Raw genomic sequence first — 18810 nt, forward strand, 5'->3', positions numbered from 1 at the left:
TGCCTGACGGGCAAACCTTGGGTTGCCCCTGGCGAGGCAATCTTGAATAATCGCCAACTGAGAATTATTTGCAGATAGTCATGACTCCCATCACTGCTGGCCATCCTCGTATCCTGTCTATAGAAGACGACCTCGTGCTCGGTGCTTATGTTCACGAGCACCTGGGGCGTTGCGGCTTTCAGGTGACCTGGTGCCAGAACGGCCAGGAAGGCCTGGCCATCGCCCGTGGGCAAACCTTTGATGTGGTGCTGATGGACATTCTGCTGCCGGGGCTGGACGGGCTGAATGTCCTGACTCAACTGCGCCAGAGCCATGCGACCCCGGTGGTGCTGATGTCGGCGCTGGGTGCCGAGGCGGATCGCATCAGCGGTTTTCGCCTCGGTGCCGACGATTACCTGCCCAAGCCGTTCAGCATGGCCGAGTTGCGGGTGCGCATCGAAGCCATTCTGCGGCGGGTGGCGTTTGATCGTCGGCCAGAGCCCTTCGCGGTGGTGAGCCCGGTGCATAACCTGTTGTTCGACGATGACCGGTGCGAAGTCTTCTATCGCGAGCAAGCCGCCGGCCTGACCCGCAGCGAGTATCGCTTGCTGGAAACCCTCAATCGCAATAACGACGAAGTGCTGAGCAAGGCTTTCCTTTATCAGCAGGTGTTGCAGCGCGGGTACGCGGCCCATGATCGCAGCCTCGACATGCACATCAGCCAGATCCGCCGCAAGCTCAAGGCCATCGGCTACACCGAGCGGGAAGTGCGCACGGTGTGGGGCAAGGGTTACGTCTTGAGTGCCATCGATGAAATGGTCTGACCTGCCGGGTCGGCACTCGCTGTTCTGGAAACTCGCGTGCCTGTTGGTAGCGTTCTGTCTGCTGATGATCTGGTTGAGCTGGTCCTGGGGCCGTTACATGGAACAGCGCAACCAGTTTCTGTCGGACGACGCCCGAGGCACGCTGACGCGCTACGCCGCCGAGGCCGAGCAAGCATGGAAAGAACGCCAGCGCGCGGGCGTCGATGCTTGGCTGGAAGGTATGAAGCAGCGTGAAACCGGTTGGGTCGGGGTCATCGGTGGCGATCTGCAATCGTTGAGCAGCCGTGCGCTGACGGATCAGGAAATCGAACACCTGACCTTTCTCCGGGGCCTGGACTGGCCGATTCACAAGAAAAACCTGCCGTGGCTGCGTGTGCCGTTTCCCGGCAATCCCTATGCGGGCAACCTGGTGATCGAACTGCCGCAACGTTTCATGCCTGGGCAATATCGGGTGTTCTGGCGCGTCATCACCAACGGCGTGATTCCCGGTCTCTTCACTTTGCTGCTGTGCGTCGGTTTATACCGCTTGCTGGTAGTGCCGTTGAACAGCCTGCGCGAACAGGCCAATGCCTGGCGCGCCGACCAGTTGAACGTGCGCCTGTCGAGCCACACCACCAATCGTTCGGATGAACTGGGCGAACTCGGCCGGGCTTTCGATCACATGTCCGAACGCCTGCAAAGCACCGTCGCCCTGCAGCAACAACTGCTGCGCGACCTGTCCCACGAACTGCGCACGCCGTTGAGCCGTCTGCGGGTGGCCAGCGAAAGTGAGCAGGACGTGGTGCAATTGCGCGAGCGCATTGGTCGCGAAGTCGATGGCATGCAGCGTCTGGTGGAAGACACCCTGCAACTGGCCTGGCTCGACACCGAACGCTCGCGACTGCCCGACGAATCGATCCAGATCCAGGCGCTGTGGGACATGCTTACGGAAAATGCCTGCTATGAAAGTGGCTGGCCGGCGAGTCAATTGCACTGCGCCGTGGATTCCTCCTGCTGGGTGCGCGGTCATCTGAACACCCTGGCCCAGGCGCTGGAAAACATTGTGCGCAATGCTATTCGGCATTCGCCTGATGGCGGGATTGTCAGCCTCGGCGGACGGCGTGATGGCGATTACTGGCATCTATGGCTGGAGGACCAGGGCGGCGGGGTGGCTGAAACCGACCTCGAACGGATCTTCTCGCCGTTCATTCGCCTCGACGGTTCACGGCCGGGAAATGGCGGGTTTGGATTGGGGCTGAGCATTGCCCGCAATGCGGTGCAGCGTCAGGGCGGGGCGCTGTGGGCGGAAAACACCGCGACGGGGTTGCGACTGAATATGCGGTTAGTGGCGGATGTGTGTGGCGCGAGTGACAACGCCTTCGCGAGCAAGCCCGCTCCCACAGTGGACCTGAGCCGCCCACAAATTGTATGAACATCACCGAACCCCCTGTGGGAGCGGGCTTGCTCGCGAAGAGGCCCTCCGAGTCGCCACCCTCATTGCAGATGAAATAGTCTCACCACTGGTGAGACATTTGCCTAGGTCACACATCTCCAGCCAACACTGGAATTGTGGAAGCCACAAAAATCGTGCGACCAACCCCACCCCCTGTGGGAGCGAGCTTGCTCGCGATGAGGCCCTCCCATCCGCTGAAAAAGTATCAGCACTGCCGACACAATTGCTCTGTACCTATTGTGCTGTTCGAGCGCCACTTCCAATGGCATCAATCCGCCCCTTATTCCCATAAGCCATAAGCACCACACTTTGCGTGATATGGCCTGTCAACGTTTGCCGGTATGATAGGCGCCCCCGCAGTCTGGATTGCGAATACGCCATGACCTTGCAGTACCCAACCATCGCCGATTGCGTCGGCAACACTCCGCTGGTTCGTTTGCAGCGCCTGCCTGGCGCCACCAGCAACACCCTTTTGCTCAAGCTCGAAGGGAATAACCCGGCGGGTTCGGTCAAGGACCGTCCGGCGCTGTCGATGATTACTCGCGCCGAGTTGCGTGGGCAGATTCACGCCGGCGATACGCTGATTGAAGCGACGTCGGGTAACACCGGGATTGCGCTGGCCATGGCCGCCGCAATCAAGGGTTACAAGATGATCCTGATCATGCCGGACAACTCCAGTGCCGAACGTAAGGCCGCCATGACTGCTTATGGCGCCGAACTGATCCTGGTCACCCAGGAAGAAGGCATGGAAGGCGCCCGCGACCTCGCTCAGCGAATGGAAGCCGAAGGCCGTGGCAAGGTGCTGGATCAGTTCGCCAACGGGGACAACCCGGAAGCGCACTACACCACCACCGGCCCGGAAATCTGGCGTCAGACCGAGGGCACCATCACTCACTTCGTCAGTTCGATGGGCACCACCGGGACCATCATGGGCGTGTCGCGCTACTTGAAAGAGCAGAGTGACAACGTGCAGATCATTGGCCTGCAACCGATGGAAGGCTCGGCGATTCCGGGCATCCGTCGCTGGCCGCAGGAATACCTGCCGAAGATTTACCAGGCCGATCGTGTCGACCGCATCGTCGACATGGCCCAAAGCGAAGCCGAAGACGTGACCCGTCGTCTGGCCCGCGAAGAAGGGATCTTCTGTGGCGTGTCCTCGGGCGGAGCGGTGGCAGCGATGCTGCGCCTGTCCAAAGAAGTTGAAAACGCGGTGATCGTCGCGATCATCTGCGACCGTGGCGACCGTTACTTGTCGACCGGCATTTTCGACGCGCCCAACTGATGGCCAAGCAAGAGAGAGGCCTGCGCTTCCAACCCACGGGCGGCAGCAAGGCCCCACAAATTCCGACCGGCAAAAAGCAGCGCTTGAGCATCGAGCGCCTGGCGAATGACGGTCGCGGTATCGCGTTTTTCGAAGGTCGCACCTGGTTCGTCATCGGCGCATTGGCCGGTGAAGAGATCGAGGCGCGCGTACTCAATGCCCACGGCAAAGTGGTCGAGGCGCGCACCGAACGGGTGTTCCAGGCCAGCGAACTGCGTCGCCCGGCACCGTGCCCACACGCCGGTCGCTGTGGCGGTTGCAGCGTGCAACATCTGCCGCACAACGAACAACTTGCCCTGAAACAGCGCATGCTCGCCGAGCAATTGTCCAAGGTCGCCGGTGTCGAACCGCAAGAGTGGGCAGCGCCGTTGAGCGGTCCGGAATTCGGTTACCGCCGTCGCGCCCGGGTGGCGGTGCGCTGGGACATGAAAGCGAAAAAACTCGAAGTCGGTTTCCGCGCGGCGGGCAGTCAGGACATCGTCGCAATCACTGAATGCACGGTGCTGGTACAGCCCTTGCAACCGATCATGACCCGCTTGCCGGAAATGCTCCGCCGTTTGAGCAAACCTCAAGCATTGGGGCATGTGGAATTGTTCAGTGGCTCGTCGCTCGCAGTATTGCTGCGGCACATGGCGCCGTTGTCCGAGGCTGACCTGACGATCCTCACGGATTTCTGTGCGTTCCATGAAGCCCAGTTGTGGCTGCATGGCGATGGCGAACCGCAACCGGTCGATGCCACGCAAAATCTGGGTTATCGCCTGGAACAGTGGGGCCTGGACCTGGCGTATCGGCCGGGGGATTTCATCCAGGTCAACGCCGGGGTCAACGAAGCGATGGTTGCCCAGGCGCTGGACTGGCTCAAACCGCAAGCGGATGAACGCGTGCTGGATCTGTTCTGCGGGCTGGGCAACTTTGCCTTGCCGCTGGCCAAAGCCGTTCGCGAAGTGGTGGCGGTCGAAGGTGTTCAGGCCATGGTCGAGCGGGCAGCTGCGAATGCCGCTAGCAACAATCTGCATAACACTAAGTTTTTTCAGGCCGATTTATCCCAGCCTTTGACCGAAGCCGAATGGGCGCGCGAAGGCTTTTGTGCGGTACTCTTGGACCCACCACGGGACGGTGCTTTCGAGGTGGTGCGCAAGCTGGCATCCCTGGGCGCCAAACGGTTGGTGTATGTGTCGTGCAACCCGGCAACTCTGGCGCGCGATACAGTCGAATTGATCAAGCAGGGCTACCGGTTAAAACGTGCCGGGATTCTCGATATGTTTCCTCAGACGGCACATGTCGAGGCCATGGCGTTATTTGAAGCGAGCTAGGATGGCTCGTCTGGTCCGACTGGCCGCCCGTGCAGCCGCCGCGCACCAGCCCGGCGCGGGCTCACGGGCAATGAAGGTCAGCGATTTGACGCATTGAATCTGCGTCGTAGGGAAGGTAAAGCAAGATGGTACAGGTGAGAGCACACCAGCCGATCAACACCGACGGCAGTATCAATCTCGAGGCTTGGCTCGATCACGCGGTCACTGTCGATCAGGCACTGGATCGCGAAGCCTTGAAGGAAGCCTGCGAGTTCGCTCGACAGGCCGAACAGCAAGCCAATGCGGCGAAGAATCTCTGGTCCGAAGGGACCTCGAGTTTCCGCACGGGCCTTGAGATCGCCGAGATTCTCGCCGACCTCAAACTCGATCAGGATTCGTTGGTAGCCGCGATCCTGTATCGCGGCGTGCGCGAAGGTCAGATCGAATTACCGTCGATCAGCCAGCGCTTCGGTCCGGTGGTCGCCAAACTCATCGACGGCGTGTTGCGCATGGCGGCGATCAGCGCCAGTCTGAGCCCCCGCCAATCTCTGGTGCTGGGCACTCAGGGCCAGGTGGAAAACCTGCGCAAGATGCTGGTGGCCATGGTCGACGACGTACGCGTCGCGCTGATCAAACTGGCCGAACGCACCTGCGCGATCCGTGCGGTGAAAACCGCTGACGACGAAAAGCGCAACCGCGTCGCCCGTGAAGTCTTCGACATTTACGCGCCGCTGGCTCACCGTCTCGGTATCGGTCATATCAAGTGGGAACTGGAGGACTTGTCCTTCCGTTACCTTGAGCCCGACCAATACAAGCAGATCGCCAAGTTGCTGCACGAACGGCGTCTGGATCGCGAGCGCTTCATCGCCGACGTGATGAGCCAACTGAAGAATGAACTGACCGCCACCGGCGTCGATGCCGACATCAGCGGCCGGGCCAAACACATCTATTCGATCTGGCGCAAAATGCAGCGCAAGGGTCTGGAGTTCAGCCAGATCTACGACGTGCGCGCCGTTCGCGTGCTGGTGCCGGAAATGCGCGACTGCTATACCGCGCTCGGCATCGTCCACACCTTGTGGCGACACATCCCGAAAGAGTTCGACGACTACATCGCCAACCCGAAAGAGAACGGCTACCGCTCGCTGCACACCGCAGTAATTGGCCCGGAAGGCAAAGTGCTGGAAGTGCAGATCCGCACCCACGCGATGCACGAAGAAGCCGAGCTGGGGGTATGCGCGCACTGGCGCTACAAGGGCACCGACGTCAAGGCCGGTTCCAACCAGTACGAAGAGAAAATCTCCTGGCTGCGTCAGGTACTCGAGTGGCACGAAGAGCTCGGTGACATCGGCGGCCTGGCGGATCAGTTGCGAGTCGATATCGAGCCGGACCGGGTCTACATCTTCACCCCCGACGGTCACGCCATCGATTTGCCGAAAGGCTCGACGCCGCTGGACTTTGCCTACCGCGTGCACACCGAGATCGGTCACAACTGCCGTGGCGCCAAGATCAACGGGCGCATCGTACCGCTCAACTACAGCCTGCAAACCGGTGAGCAAGTCGAGATCATCACCAGCAAGCACGGCACTCCGAGCCGCGACTGGCTGAACTCGAACCTGGGTTACGTCACTACCTCGCGAGCTCGGGCGAAGATCGTTCACTGGTTCAAATTGCAGGCTCGGGACCAGAACGTTGCGGCGGGCAAAACCTTGCTCGAACGCGAACTGGCTCGTCTCGGTTTGCCAGCGGTGGATTTCGACAAGTTGGCCGAAAAAGCCAACATGAAAACCGCCGAGGACATGTTTGCCGCCCTCGGTGCCGGCGATTTGCGCCTGGCGCAATTGGTCAATCTGGCCCAGCAACTGGTCGAGCCGGAACGCGGCAACGAACAGCTGGAACTGATCCCGCGCAAAGCCACCGGCTACAAGCCAGGCAAGCGCGGCGATATCCAGATCCAGGGCGTCGGCAACCTGATGACCCAGATGGCCGGCTGCTGCCAGCCGCTGCCGGGGGATGCAATCGTCGGTTACATCACCCAGGGGCGCGGTGTGAGCATTCACCGCCAGGACTGCGCCTCGGTGCTGCAACTGGGCGGGCGCGAGCCGGAGCGGATCATCCAGGTCAGCTGGGGCCCGGTGCCGGTGCTCACCTACCCGGTGGACATCATCATCCGTGCCTACGACCGTTCCGGTCTGCTGCGTGACGTTTCGCAAGTGCTGCTCAACGAGCGGATCAACGTGCTGGCGGTCAACACCCGCTCGAACAAAGAGGACAACACTGCGTTGATGTCCCTGACCATCGAGATTCCGGGGCTGGACGCGTTGGGTCGGTTGCTGGGGCGGATTTCCCAGTTGCCGAACATCATCGAAACCCGGCGTAACCGTACGCCGTGATGATCCCCCGATCCACTGTGGGAGCGGGCTTGCTCGCGAAGAGGGTGTGTCAGTCGACAACAATGTTGTCTGACACACCGCTTTCGCGAGCAAGCCCGCTCCCACAATGGGTTTTGCAGTGAGAAAAATTGATGTACAGCCTTGAAGACTTATTGCACCTGATGAACCGCCTGCGCGATCCGCAGTTCGGCTGCCCGTGGGATATCAGGCAAACCTACGCCACGATCGTCCCGCACACCCTGGAAGAAGCCTACGAAGTCGCTGACGCTATCGAGCGCGGTGACTTCGATCACTTGCAGGGCGAATTGGGCGACTTGTTGTTCCAGGTGGTTTATTACAGCCAACTGGCCAAGGAAGAAGGGCGTTTCGAATTCGCCGGGGTCATCGACAGCATCACGCGCAAACTGATTCGGCGTCATCCTCACGTGTTCCCCAGCGGCGATCTGTACGCGCCGCTGGACGTCCCGCGCCTGAATGAAGAACAGGTCAAGCAGCGTTGGGAAGAGATCAAGGCCGAAGAACGCGCCGAGAAATCTTCCGCGCCGCAGCAACTGTCCTTGCTCGATGATGTACCCGCCGCGCTGCCGGCATTGTCCCGTTCGGCGAAGTTGCAGAAGCGCGCCGGGCAGGTCGGTTTCGACTGGCCGGATGCCTTGCCGGTGCTGGACAAAGTCCGCGAAGAGCTCGATGAAGTGCTCGAAGCCATGGCCGACAACGACGCGGCAGCGATTGCCGACGAGGTCGGTGATCTGCTGTTTTCCGTGGTCAATCTGGCGCGTCATCTGAAGGTCGATCCGGAAACCGCCTTGCGCGGCGCCAACAGTAAATTCGAAAGACGCTTCCGTTTTATCGAACAGGCATTGCGCGACACCCACCGTCCCATAGAAGATTGCACCCTCGAAGAGTTGGACGCCCTGTGGGGCGAAGCCAAACGTCAGGAAAAGAATTTGCCCAGCTGCGGTTGAGCAGTTGCCTAAGTGAGAAATAAGCACCATGAGCATTTCCCTTCGCGACCAGTTGCTCAAAGCAGGGCTGGTCAACCAAAAGCAGGCCAAACAGGTCGGCAAAGAGAAGCAGAAGCAGCAACGCCTGGTCCATAAAGGCCAGATCGAACAGGACGACACCCAGCAGCGTCTGGCTCAGGAAGCACTGGCCGAAAAGGTCAAGCGTGACCAGGAGCTGAATCGCCTGCAGCAGGAGAAGGTCGAGGCCAAGGCCCGCGCCGCCCAGATCAAGCAATTGATCGAAGTCTCGCGCCTGCCGAAGCTGACCACCGAGGACTACTACAACTTCGTGGACGACAAGAAGGTCAAGCGCATCTCCGTCAACACCCTGATGCGCAACCAGCTCAGCAATGGCTTCCTGGCGATCGTGCACCATGCCGGTGGTTATGAAGTGATCCCGCGTGAGGCCGCCCTGAAGATTCAAGAGCGCGATCCACAGCGCATCGTGCAGTTGAACGTCAAGAAAGAAGAAGTCGCTGCCGAAGACGATCCGTACGCGGCCTATCAGATTCCTGATGATTTGATGTGGTAGTTGCAGAAGTGTAGTTGTTAATAACTACACATTCGCTAGTACTTCAGCTTGTAAAACAACTTGAGCCCGAAAGAGTGGTTGGATACGCTCTTTCGGGTTCTTCTTTATGGGCGTATTAAATATTAAAGGAAATGTTCGGTTTCGGGTTTTCATTCCGGTGTCTGTTATTTCATCCTGTATTCAATGGTTCATCAAGAGGAGGTTCTTAATTAATTACACTTGAGGTTTTTGATGTTAGTTACTATTGCTTCTTTGCAACAACCTACCTTTCATTCCGAGTTTTCCTGGCCGCGCAAGTCTGGCCAGTCCATGACGGAGTATGTGAGCCAGGAACTCGATAGAAGGATGCAGTTCGTCGGTGACCGGCTCGAAGTGGCCGCCAAGGCTGCCATTGATCAGCGTCCGGACAGCGAGTGCCTGTTCTTCACTTTGCCCGAGTTCTTCTGGAACGTGCCGTGGAGCAGTGCACGGCGCGAAGAGGAGCTATTGGAACTCAGCATGGCGTACATGGAGAGAATGTCCGAATGCATGGAGATCCTGATGAACTGGCTGCCTGTGGACCGATACGGGAAAGTGGTATTGCTGGCAGGCACCTGTGCCACCTTGATCAAAGTAGGAGAGGGGCCGGACGCTTACTTTGATGTGATCAACTACGTGATGACCACCAGTAACTTCAGGTTTCGCACGGATGGACTACCGGAAATGTCGATGTGGCCAAAACGTTATGTGTCCGGTATTGATTTTGGAAAATACGTTGATAGTGCAGCCGGTTACTGGTTCTTCAAACTTTCAGATAACTTGACGATCAAGGTCAAGGGTGTCAGCTCTACCGTGGCTGAACATAACTCTGCAGACGGTTACGGTGCGATCTTTTCCAATACGCTAATTGCGCAATGTCCATTCAGCATCAATGTGTGCCTGGACTATGCGGTTCTGGAAAAGGGTCAGCGGGATGAGGAGTTGGAGAAAATCGATTCGAAAATTGATTTCCTGATTGCCTGTGGAATGTCTTTCGAAGATGGCAAGCGTTATCCGGACAGTGTCCGCTTTGCAGTCAGGAACGACGGGATGGACGCGGGGCGTTGTCAGTTCGCTGAAGTGAAGGCCGGCAGGATTACGCGTCTGGTGCCTTCTGTGATCGTCGAGGACAGCCTGCACTTTGCGACCCTGGAACTGAGCTGATCAAAAGTCGCCTGCCCCGGCAAGAGGCCGGGCAGGCGCCTCATCCGTCATGCCGGTTCAGCCGGCCGACGCTTCGCGTTTCTGTTCCAGTGTTTCCAGTTCGGCCTTGTAGCTGTGGGCGTCATTCTCGGAATGAAACATCCCCACCAGCATGTCTTGTTGATGTACGTCCCAGATGCGGATACCGGCGGCGATGCCTTCGTGGGATTTATGTGAATCGTCGCGTTCAGTTACTTTTACAGTCATCTGCTAGCTCCAATCTCTGTTATCTGCAGCAAGGCGTGTGCAGGACTCTGTTATATGTTTGGTTAGGTTGCTAAGTAAATGCTTTCGTTCGGTAACGAATATTTGCGAAATCTGCAAAAGTCCTGCAGCCCGCCAAACACGCGACATTCGGTCGCAGGCCGCTGAGTTTTATGACAAAAGTTTCATGTTCGCATTGAAGAAAACCGCTGTTGGAGCCTGACCAAAATCCCCTTGTGGGAGCGGGCTTGCTCGCGAAGACGGAGTGTCAGTCGCATCATTTCTGTGTGACACACCGCCTTCGCGAGCAAGCCCGCTCCCACAGGATTTGTGTAGTTGCTGATACTTTTTCCAGGCACAAAAAAAACGCCCCGAACCAGTCGGGGCGTTTTTGTGTGCAGCTAGCGGTGCGGTATTACTTACCCGCCCAGCGCTTCAGTACCAGCGTGGCGTTGGTGCCGCCGAAGCCGAAGCTGTTGCTCATCACGGTGTTGATGGTGGCGTCTTCGCGAGTCTTGGTCAGGATCGGCATGTCAGCCACTTCCGGGTCCAGTTCGTCGATGTTGGCGGAACCCGCCATGAAGTTGCCTTCCATCATCAGCATGCAGTAGATCGCTTCGTGAACGCCGGCGGCGCCCAGGGAGTGACCCGACAGGCTCTTGGTAGAGCTGATGGCCGGAGCGTTGGCGCCGAACACTTCACGCACACCTTTCATTTCCGCGACGTCGCCGACCGGAGTCGAGGTGCCGTGGGTGTTCAGGTAGTCGATCGGGGTATCAACGGTGGACATGGCCATCTGCATGCAGCGGATGGCGCCTTCGCCGCTTGGGGCGACCATGTCGTAGCCGTCGGACGTTGCGCCGTAGCCAACGATTTCCGCGTAGATCTTCGCGCCGCGGGCCAGAGCGTGTTCCAGCTCTTCGACCACGACCATGCCGCCACCGCCGGCAATGACGAAACCGTCACGCTTGGCGTCGTAGGCACGGGAAGCTTTTTCCGGGGTTTCGTTGTACTGGCTGGACAGTGCGCCCATGGCGTCGAACAGGAACGATTGGCTCCAATGCTCTTCTTCACCGCCGCCGGCGAATACGATGTCCTGCTTGCCCATCTGGATCTGTTCCATGGCGGTACCGATGCAGTGAGCACTGGTGGCGCAGGCAGAAGCGATGGAATAGTTCAGGCCCTTGATCTTGAACGGCGTGGCCAGGCAAGCGGAAACGGTGCTGCTCATGGTCCGCGTTACACGGTATGGGCCAACGCGCTTCACGCCTTTCTCGCGCAGGATGTCCAGCGCTTCCATCTGGTTCAGCGTGGAGGCGCCACCGGAACCGGCGATCAGGCCGGTACGCGGGTTGGAGACTTGCTCATCGGTCAGACCGGAGTCAGTGATGGCGTCTTTCATGGCCAGGTAGGCGTAAGCCGCCGCGTGGCCGACGAAGCGATAGATCTTGCGATCGATCAGCTCTTCGAGGGGAAGGTCAATGGAGCCGGAAACCTGGCTACGCAGACCCATTTCAGCATATTCCGGGTTGAACCGGATGCCAGGGCGGCTTGCACGCAGGTTAGCGGAGACGGTCTCTTTGTCATTGCCCAGGCACGAAACGATGCCCAGACCAGTGATAACGACGCGGCGCATGCGGATAACCCTTAGAAGTTTTCAGTGGAGGTGAACACGCCGACCCGGAGGCCTTCGGCGGTGTAGATTTCGCGGCCGTCGACACTGACCGAACCATCGGCGATAGCGAGGTTCAGCTTGCCTTTGAGGACGCGCTTGATCTGAATGTTATACGTAACTTTCTTGGCGGTCGGCAGGACCTGACCAAAGAACTTCACTTCACCCGAACCCAGTGCGCGACCACGGCCCGGCAGACCTTGCCAGCCGAGGAAGAAGCCGACCAGTTGCCACATGGCATCGAGGCCCAGGCAGCCCGGCATCACCGGATCGCCTTCGAAGTGACAGGCGAAGAACCACAGGTCCGGAGTGATATCCAGCTCGGCGACCAATTCACCTTTGCCGTACTTGCCACCCTCTTCACTGATATGGGTGATGCGATCCACCATCAGCATGTTCGGGGCGGGCAGTTGCGCGTTACCTGGGCCGAACAGCTCACCGCGACTGCAGCGCAGCAGATCTTCCCGAGTAAAGGCGTTTTGTTTGGTCATGCGAGCTCCTCAATAGTCCCGTGCGGCAGGGTGGGGCAAATCTTCCCGGCCGATCGAAGCGTTCATGCCTCGAGTCGACAGCCTACTCATAGACTATTGCGTTGTGGTGAAAGTCACAGCACCAAGGACATGAATGTACACTTGTGCACTGAAATTATTATTCAAGCCCCTTTTCGGGCCTGTTCGGGTGCCTAAGACTGCCGCACTTTCGCCTTTCACGCCAGTCGCAGATAGCCGAAAGGACAGCACTACTGCACCCAACGCTGCAGAATTTGCTGCAGATCAGTCCGTTTGAAGGGCTTGGCCAGGTAATCGTTCATGCCCGCCGACAAACAGGCTTCGCGGTCGCCCTGCAAGGCATTGGCCGTCAGGGCGATGATCGGCAGGTCCAGGCAGCCGGGCAGTTGGCGAATCTGGCGGGTGGCTTCATAGCCGTCGATGATCGGCAACCGGCAGTCCATCAGAATCGCCTCGAAAATCAGGCTCTCGGCACTGCGTACCGCCTGCGCCCCATCGGTGGCGACGCTGACAGTAAAGCCCAGGCTGCGCAACATTGCTTCGATCACCGTCTGATTGACCGGGTTGTCCTCCACCAGCAGCACATTGCGTCCTTCGCCATGGCCATTGCCCATCGGCGCCCGTGGCGGCGCCAGTTCCGGCAGCGCCTGCTTATAAAGAGCCAAGGGGATTTCCAGGGTGAACACCGAGCCGCGACCTTCTTCGCTCTGGGCGCGCAGCGTGCCGCCCATGCGCTCGGCCAGGGTGCGGGCAATCGGCAAACCCAGCCCGGTGCCGCCGTAACGTCTTGAAATGGAACTGTCGGCCTGCTGGAACGCGTTGAACATCAACTCCAGGCTTTCAGGCGAGATCCCGATACCGCTGTCGCGCACGCTGCAGGTGAACCACAGCAACTCGTGATCCAGGGATTGCCACTGCGGTTCGATGGTCACGCGGCCCTGTTCGGTAAATTTCAGCGCGTTGCCGATCAGGTTGACCAGAATCTGCCGGATCCGCGTCGGATCGCCCTGAACCTGCAAGGCGCGCATGTCGTCGGGAATCAGCAACTGCAGGTCGAGTTTGCGTTGCACCGCACTGTGCTGGAACGACTGGGCGCAACTGCTGATCAGGTCCGCGAGGTTGAACGGAATATGCTCCAGCTCCAGTTCCGATCGCTCGATGCGCGAGAAGTCGAGGATGTCGTTGATCACCTTCAACAGGTGTTCGGTGGACTCCGAGGCCAGCGCCGCGTATTCGACCTGCTCCTCGGTCATGTCGGTTGTTTCGAGCAATTGCAGCATGCCCAGCACGCCATTCATCGGTGTGCGCAGTTCATGGCTCATCATCGCCAGGAAATCGGATTTGGCGTTGTTGGCTTTTTCCGCTTCCTCGCGGGTCTGGATCAACTGCGACATGGCTTGATGCTGTTCGCGGCTGGCCTGTTCGAGACCTTCGGCGAGGTTGTTGATGTGTTGCGACAAGGCCCCCAGTTCGGTGTCATCGACGATCGGCAGCGGCGTGGTGTAGTCGCCTTTCTGGATCGCCTTGACCGCGTTGCCGATGTCGCGGATCGGTTGCGACAGGCTGCCCGCCAGACGCCGGGCCAGCAGGAAAGTGAACAGCAGCGCGAACAGCGCGAGGATCCCGGCCTTGAACAGGATTTCTTGCTGGCGCTGGCTGAAGGCGTCGTTGGACAGGCCGACGATCACCCGGCCCAAATAATCTTCGCTCGGCGCACTGATCGACGTGCGGGTGTTCTGGAAAAAGTCATTGTTCAGCGCAATCCGTTGCAGCCGCACCGGCGCCTGGAACACCTCAACCTGCTGCGAGCGGTTGTGGGATTCCGACGGTTGTTCGACGTACACCAGAATCCGGTTGGCGTTGTCCTGCACTTCGAGGAAGCGCACGTTGGGCGTGGCCAGCGTGGCTTTGAGCAAACTTTCGAGCACGTCGTTGTTGCCCGAAATCACCCCGTACTCGGTGGCCGGCGCCAGTTGGTTGGCGATCAGTTGACCGGTGTGGTTGAGCTCCTGGCGCAGGTCCTGGATTCGCACGAACGTAAAGAAACTGATCAGCAGCAAGGTCAGCAACAGGGCAGGGCCGAGGCTGATAATTTGAGTGCGAGTGTTGATGTCCCAACGGCGTCGGAAGGTCATGGGCGGCTTTCTCCTTCGGCCAACTGTGTTGCGACAGATGCTTCATTCATCTGTTCAATACCTAATGAACGAGCCACCTGTGGATTGCTTAAGACTTTGAATTGTCTGGGGTAGAGCGAACGTGGCCAACTGGCCGGCGGCCGGTCGAGCAGATCATCGAGAATCGCCAGCCAGTCGCTTTGGTCGCTGTAGGTGCTGGCCAGGCTGCCGGCCTTGACGAACGCGGCGTTGGGGCCGATCAGCGCCATCTGCCGGGCATAGCTGCTGAGCAGCAGGTTTTTCGCGGTTTTCGGGTTGTAAAGGTCGGGGTCGTCGAGGCCCAGCAGCACGTCGCTGTTTTTCAGCAGTGTCTGCAACGGGCGGCTGTCATTGGTGTCGTCCCAAGGCTCGGTGACAATCTCAAGGCCTAGGGGCACGGCGGCCAGGCGCAGTTCTTTCAGTAGAAACTCGCTGTGCCGGTCATACAGCACGCCGACGCGGCGGACCTGCGGCAGGATCAACCGGGTCAGGCGCAATTGCCGCTCCAATGGCGGATCGCTCCACAGCAGGCTCAGGTGGTTTGGCAGTTCATTGTTCAAACGTTGCCGTGCTTGCAGGCGGCTGATGCGCAGCACCAGCGTTGCCGGGCCCTGGCTGTCTTGCAGGCGCCAGTCGAGGCTCGGCAGGTCAAGCAGGATCAGGCGCGTGCCGCTGGGCAATTTGCCCGGCGCCGGCAGACTGGCCAGCGCCTGGAAACGCACGCTGTCAGTGGGGCGCAACTCGCTCAGGGCCTGGGTGAAAGATTGCACGCCGGGGCTGTCTTCGGCGCCGGTCAACAGAATCTCCACGGCACTGGACGACAGACTGCACAGCAGACCGAAGACCAGGCACACCCCGGCCAGCAGGCGGCCAAAGGTTGGCGTCTTCCGTGACTGAGGCTGCATCTAGAACGCCAGCTCCGCGCTGAAGTAAAGCACCCGGCGTTCGTCATAATTATTGTCGACGAAGGTGGTGGGCTGATTGTCGAGACGCTGTTGCAGCACGCCGGCCAGTTCCAGGTTGGCCTTGCCCAGGCCAATGTGCTTGGCGATGCGTGTGTCGATCCGTTCGAAGCGGTAGCCGTTCAGCGCGTCGTCTCCATAGTAGAAGAGCGCGCTGTTCCAGCCCTGGCCCCAATTGCGCAGCCAACCGGCAGAGCCGCTGTTGCGCGCGGTCTGTTGTTGATCCAGCGGATTGCTGGCCTTGGCGTCGACGTAGGCATAGGTCAGGCGCAGGCGATCGACGCTGCTGACATGCCAGTCCAGCTGGGTTTCAGTCCCGGTGAACCGCGAATTGTTGGCGTTGCTGGCGATGTATTGGTTGTTGCGCAACGGCTCGCTGATCATGCCGGTGATCTCGTCGTAGAACAGCTTCACGTCCACCGCCAGGCCAAGCTCGGCGAAGAAACCGTTGTAGCCCAGTTCCCGGGAACGCATGTGCTCTTTATCGAGGTCGCCGGGGCCACGGGTCTTGACGAAGTAGCGGGCGCTGGTCTGGCCATAGGCGCTGGGCCGCAGGTTGGTCACCTGATAGCTCCAGTTCACATTGTTCTCGAACATGTCCGGCGAGCGAATGGCTTCGGAATACACCGCGCGCAGGCCATGGCGCGGGTTGATCAGGTAATTGACAGCCACCCGTGGGGTCAGCGAACTGCCGGTCAATTGCGTGTCTTCGAACATGGCGCCGCCCTGCAGCAGCCAGTGTTCGCTGGCGCGCCACTCGAGTTGGCCGAACGTGCGCCATGTGGTGTCGTCGAGCGTGCCATTGAAGTAGGTCTCGGAATCTGCCCGGTCGTAACGATAGTTCATACCGCTGACCAGTCGCAGACTATCGGACAGGCTCAAGGTGTCCTGCAATTCGAGGTCGTAGCGCGATTCCCGGGCACTCTGGTCGATGTCGCCGCACAGGGTTTGCCGGGCGCCGTTTTTCCATTGCTCCAGCACTTGATTGCCCAACGCCTGTTCCGCCGGGGTGCCGGCCGGTGCGCCGGAACCGGTGTAGCGCTCCATATTGCGCGCCAGGCGTTCGGCGTAGTTCGGGTTGAGTTGCCACAAATCGGTGAGTTGCGGGCTGAACGAGACTTCGGCATCACAGGCGCGCCAGGTCTGCTGGCGATCCCAGTGTTGCGCCGAGCCCTGGATATACAGGCTGTGATCGGGATTGATGTCCAGATTCCAACGCAGGGAACCGGCGTAATCCTTGGCGACAACGTCGGAATTGTTCCCGGCGGCAGTAATCCCCGAGAACACCGGACGGTAGGTGTAGGGCCGCTGATTGGTGCCGTCCTTGGCATTCAATTGCCAGTCGATGCTCTGGCTTTCGTTGAGTGTCTGGCTGACGGCGAGGTTGAAACGATCCAGGCGCCGACTGTCACGGTAATCGGCGCCGTTGCGGTCGGAATCGAAGCCATCGTCTTGCTGCCCTGACAACGACAAACGCAGATCGCCACCGTCCCAACCGGTGCCCTGGCTGGCATAGAAATCATTGATGCCGCGCTGGCCCCGGGTGACTTTGAGCCGCGTGCCGTGGCTGTCCGCCGGGTTGCGCGTGATGATGTTGACCACCGCCATCAGCGCGTTGGCGCCGTAGCTGACGGTGTTCGGGCCGCGAAAGACTTCGATGCGCTCGATGTCTTCCATGGCCACCGGAATATCGCTCCAGTCAACCGTGGCCAGGCCGGCCCGGTACACCGAGCGGCCATCGATCAACACCTGCATGCGCCGCGCTTCGCTGGCGTTGGTGCCGTGGTAGTTCACCGCCGCCTGGTTGCCATTGATGTTGCCGACCATCATCCCCGGCACCAGTCGCAGCAATTCGCTGATGTCTCGAGCGCCGCTGGCGTTGATCAGTTCGCTGTCGATCACCGTCATGCTCCCCGGCACGGCGGCCGGCGACTGTTTCAGCCGCGTGGCCGTCAGCACTTGGGGCAGCGGATCGTTGTCGAGGAACAGATCGTCAGCCAGCAAGGCCGGGCTGAAGATCAGCGCCAGGACCAGCGACGAGCGAGGTGAGGGAGAGCCAAAAGACACGACACAGCCTTGGTAGCGATTAAGTGGCGCGCATGTTAACCGAGCTCAGTGACTTTTCCAGTCACGTTACGGGCATTTTCCTAGGATTTGTTGGTCTTCTTCCTACAAGTGCCGGTAATTGATGCAGGGGCTGGCCGCGACTGGGCCGCTCCGTATAATGCCGGCATCGCCACTGGTATGGATTAACGGATTGCATATGACTGAACAGCGCCCTATTGCGGTCCTGGGAGGCGGAAGTTTTGGTACCGCCGTGGCAAATCTTCTGGCCGAGAACGGGCTTCAGGTCCGGCAGTGGATGCGTGATCCTGAACAGGCCGAGGCCATCCGGGTCAATCGCGAGAACCCGCGTTACCTCAAAGGCATCAAGATTTTGCCGGGCGTGGAAGCCGTCACTGACCTGCAAGCGACATTGGAAGCCTGCGACCTGTGCTTCGTCGCGCTGCCGTCCAGCGCGTTGCGCTCGGTATTGGCCCCGCACGCCGAACGCTTGAGCGGCAAATTGCTGGTGAGCCTGACCAAGGGCATCGAAGCCCACACCTTCAAGCTGATGAGCGAAATTCTCGAAGAAATCGCCCCGCAAGCCCGCATCGGCGTGCTGTCCGGGCCGAACCTGGCCCGGGAAATCGCCGAGCACGCGCTGACCGCCACGGTGGTTGCCAGCGAAGACGAAGAGTTGTGCTCGCGGGTCCAGGAAGCGCTGCACGGCCGCACCTTTCGCGTGTACGCCAGCGCCGACCGTTACGGCGTGGAGTTGGGCGGGGCGCTGAAAAACGTCTACGCGATCATCGCCGGCATGGCGGTGGCGCTGGGCATGGGTGAAAACACCAAGAGCATGCTGATCACCCGGGCGTTGGCCGAAATGACCCGCTTCGCGGTGAATCAGGGCGCCAACCCGATGACCTTCCTCGGCCTGGCGGGCGTCGGCGATTTGATCGTCACCTGCTCGTCGCCGAAAAGCCGCAACTATCAGGTCGGGTTCGCCCTCGGCCAAGGCCTGAGCCTGGAAGACGCGGTGACGCGCCTGGGCGAAGTCGCCGAAGGCGTGAACACGCTGAAAGTGCTCAAGGCCAAGTCTCAGGAAGCGGGGGTGTACATGCCGCTGGTCGCCGGGCTGCACGCGATTCTGTTTGAAGGGCGCACGCTTGAGCAGGTGATCGAACTGCTAATGCGTGCCGAGCCGAAGACCGACGTCGACTTTATCTCCACAAGCGGTTTCAACTGATTATTTAATCCAAGGGCAGGGAGAAC

General features: G+C 59.6%; 15 protein-coding genes. 9 read left to right on the forward strand and 6 right to left on the reverse strand.

The features are described 5' to 3' along the window. Positions 1–80 precede the first annotated feature (80 nt). The 8 genes from NK667_RS03220 (at position 81) to NK667_RS03255 (ending at position 9956) form a co-directional block, all read left to right on the forward strand. Positions 81–803 carry a response regulator transcription factor gene (locus NK667_RS03220; protein WP_054613826.1) on the forward strand — a complete coding sequence of 241 codons (723 nt, stop codon included), beginning with the start codon at positions 81–83 and terminating at the stop codon, positions 801–803. Further along, positions 790–2214, forward strand: a complete 1425-nt coding sequence (locus tag NK667_RS03225; protein ID WP_054613827.1) for a sensor histidine kinase — start codon at positions 790–792, stop codon at positions 2212–2214. Before NK667_RS03220 ends, NK667_RS03225 begins: the two co-directional genes overlap by 14 nt. A 400-nt stretch (positions 2215–2614) precedes the next feature. Beyond that, positions 2615–3517 (forward strand): cysteine synthase CysM, encoded by a 903-nt coding sequence (gene cysM, locus NK667_RS03230; RefSeq protein WP_054613828.1) that lies wholly within the window; start codon positions 2615–2617, stop codon positions 3515–3517. Next, positions 3517–4869, forward strand: coding sequence for a 23S rRNA (uracil(1939)-C(5))-methyltransferase RlmD (gene rlmD, locus NK667_RS03235; RefSeq protein WP_054613829.1), 1353 nt, complete (start codon positions 3517–3519; stop codon positions 4867–4869). The genes cysM and rlmD overlap by 1 nt, the downstream gene beginning before the upstream one ends. Positions 4870–4994: 125 nt before the next feature. Next, positions 4995–7238 carry a GTP diphosphokinase gene (gene relA / locus NK667_RS03240; RefSeq protein ID WP_054054885.1) on the forward strand — a complete coding sequence of 748 codons (2244 nt, stop codon included), beginning with the start codon at positions 4995–4997 and terminating at the stop codon, positions 7236–7238. Positions 7239–7369: 131 nt separating this feature from the next. Next, on the forward strand, positions 7370–8203 hold the full coding sequence (gene mazG, locus NK667_RS03245; protein ID WP_054613830.1) for a nucleoside triphosphate pyrophosphohydrolase: 834 nt from the start codon (positions 7370–7372) through the stop codon (positions 8201–8203). Positions 8204–8231: 28 nt separating this feature from the next. After that, positions 8232–8774, forward strand: coding sequence for a DUF2058 domain-containing protein (locus tag NK667_RS03250; RefSeq protein ID WP_054054889.1), 543 nt, complete (start codon positions 8232–8234; stop codon positions 8772–8774). Between the two features lie 231 nt (positions 8775–9005). Continuing rightward, positions 9006–9956 carry a hypothetical protein gene (locus NK667_RS03255; protein ID WP_054613831.1) on the forward strand — a complete coding sequence of 317 codons (951 nt, stop codon included), beginning with the start codon at positions 9006–9008 and terminating at the stop codon, positions 9954–9956. Positions 9957–10013: 57 nt separating this feature from the next. Here NK667_RS03255 and NK667_RS03260 read toward each other — a convergent pair whose 3' ends face one another. The 6 genes from NK667_RS03260 to NK667_RS03285 form a co-directional block, all read right to left on the reverse strand. Beyond that, on the reverse strand, positions 10014–10202 hold the full coding sequence (locus NK667_RS03260; RefSeq protein ID WP_054054893.1) for a hypothetical protein: 189 nt from the start codon (positions 10200–10202) through the stop codon (positions 10014–10016). Positions 10203–10614: 412 nt separating this feature from the next. After that, positions 10615–11835: a beta-ketoacyl-ACP synthase I gene (gene fabB / locus NK667_RS03265; protein WP_054054895.1), complete on the reverse strand. Its 1221-nt coding sequence runs from the start codon at positions 11833–11835 to the stop codon at positions 10615–10617. 11 nt (positions 11836–11846) lie between these two features. After that, positions 11847–12362, reverse strand: coding sequence for a 3-hydroxyacyl-[acyl-carrier-protein] dehydratase FabA (gene fabA, locus NK667_RS03270; protein WP_042560484.1), 516 nt, complete (start codon positions 12360–12362; stop codon positions 11847–11849). A gap of 248 nt (positions 12363–12610) precedes the next feature. Continuing rightward, on the reverse strand, positions 12611–14515 hold the full coding sequence (locus NK667_RS03275; protein ID WP_054054896.1) for an ATP-binding protein: 1905 nt from the start codon (positions 14513–14515) through the stop codon (positions 12611–12613). Further along, positions 14512–15438 carry an ABC transporter substrate-binding protein gene (locus NK667_RS03280; RefSeq protein WP_054613832.1) on the reverse strand — a complete coding sequence of 309 codons (927 nt, stop codon included), beginning with the start codon at positions 15436–15438 and terminating at the stop codon, positions 14512–14514. Before NK667_RS03280 ends, NK667_RS03275 begins: the two co-directional genes overlap by 4 nt. After that, the gene (locus NK667_RS03285) at positions 15439–17562 is read right to left on the reverse strand and encodes a TonB-dependent receptor plug domain-containing protein (RefSeq protein ID WP_054613833.1); all 2124 of its coding nucleotides are present in this window, start codon (positions 17560–17562) and stop codon (positions 15439–15441) included. Positions 17563–17758: 196 nt separating this feature from the next. Between NK667_RS03285 and NK667_RS03290 the strand changes: the two genes are divergently transcribed. Next, positions 17759–18784 carry an NAD(P)H-dependent glycerol-3-phosphate dehydrogenase gene (locus NK667_RS03290; protein WP_054054902.1) on the forward strand — a complete coding sequence of 342 codons (1026 nt, stop codon included), beginning with the start codon at positions 17759–17761 and terminating at the stop codon, positions 18782–18784. The last annotated feature ends 26 nt before the right edge of the window (positions 18785–18810 follow it).

Source organism: Pseudomonas nunensis, assembly GCF_024296925.1.
GTDB lineage: Bacteria > Pseudomonadota > Gammaproteobacteria > Pseudomonadales > Pseudomonadaceae > Aquipseudomonas > Aquipseudomonas nunensis.

Bases quoted from the DNA above. Each gene is read 5' to 3' on its own strand.
- NK667_RS03220 (WP_054613826.1), top strand. From the start codon at position 81: ATGACTCCCATCACTGCTGGCCATCCTCGTATCCTGTCTATAGAAGAC.
- NK667_RS03225 (WP_054613827.1), top strand. From the start codon at position 790: ATGAAATGGTCTGACCTGCCGGGTCGGCACTCGCTGTTCTGGAAACTC.
- cysM (WP_054613828.1), top strand. From the start codon at position 2,615: ATGACCTTGCAGTACCCAACCATCGCCGATTGCGTCGGCAACACTCCG.
- rlmD (WP_054613829.1), top strand. From the start codon at position 3,517: ATGGCCAAGCAAGAGAGAGGCCTGCGCTTCCAACCCACGGGCGGCAGC.
- relA (WP_054054885.1), top strand. From the start codon at position 4,995: ATGGTACAGGTGAGAGCACACCAGCCGATCAACACCGACGGCAGTATC.
- mazG (WP_054613830.1), top strand. From the start codon at position 7,370: ATGTACAGCCTTGAAGACTTATTGCACCTGATGAACCGCCTGCGCGAT.
- NK667_RS03250 (WP_054054889.1), top strand. From the start codon at position 8,232: ATGAGCATTTCCCTTCGCGACCAGTTGCTCAAAGCAGGGCTGGTCAAC.
- NK667_RS03255 (WP_054613831.1), top strand. From the start codon at position 9,006: ATGTTAGTTACTATTGCTTCTTTGCAACAACCTACCTTTCATTCCGAG.
- NK667_RS03260 (WP_054054893.1), bottom strand. From the start codon at position 10,202: ATGACTGTAAAAGTAACTGAACGCGACGATTCACATAAATCCCACGAA.
- fabB (WP_054054895.1), bottom strand. From the start codon at position 11,835: ATGCGCCGCGTCGTTATCACTGGTCTGGGCATCGTTTCGTGCCTGGGC.
- fabA (WP_042560484.1), bottom strand. From the start codon at position 12,362: ATGACCAAACAAAACGCCTTTACTCGGGAAGATCTGCTGCGCTGCAGT.
- NK667_RS03275 (WP_054054896.1), bottom strand. From the start codon at position 14,515: ATGACCTTCCGACGCCGTTGGGACATCAACACTCGCACTCAAATTATC.
- NK667_RS03280 (WP_054613832.1), bottom strand. From the start codon at position 15,438: ATGCAGCCTCAGTCACGGAAGACGCCAACCTTTGGCCGCCTGCTGGCC.
- NK667_RS03290 (WP_054054902.1), top strand. From the start codon at position 17,759: ATGACTGAACAGCGCCCTATTGCGGTCCTGGGAGGCGGAAGTTTTGGT.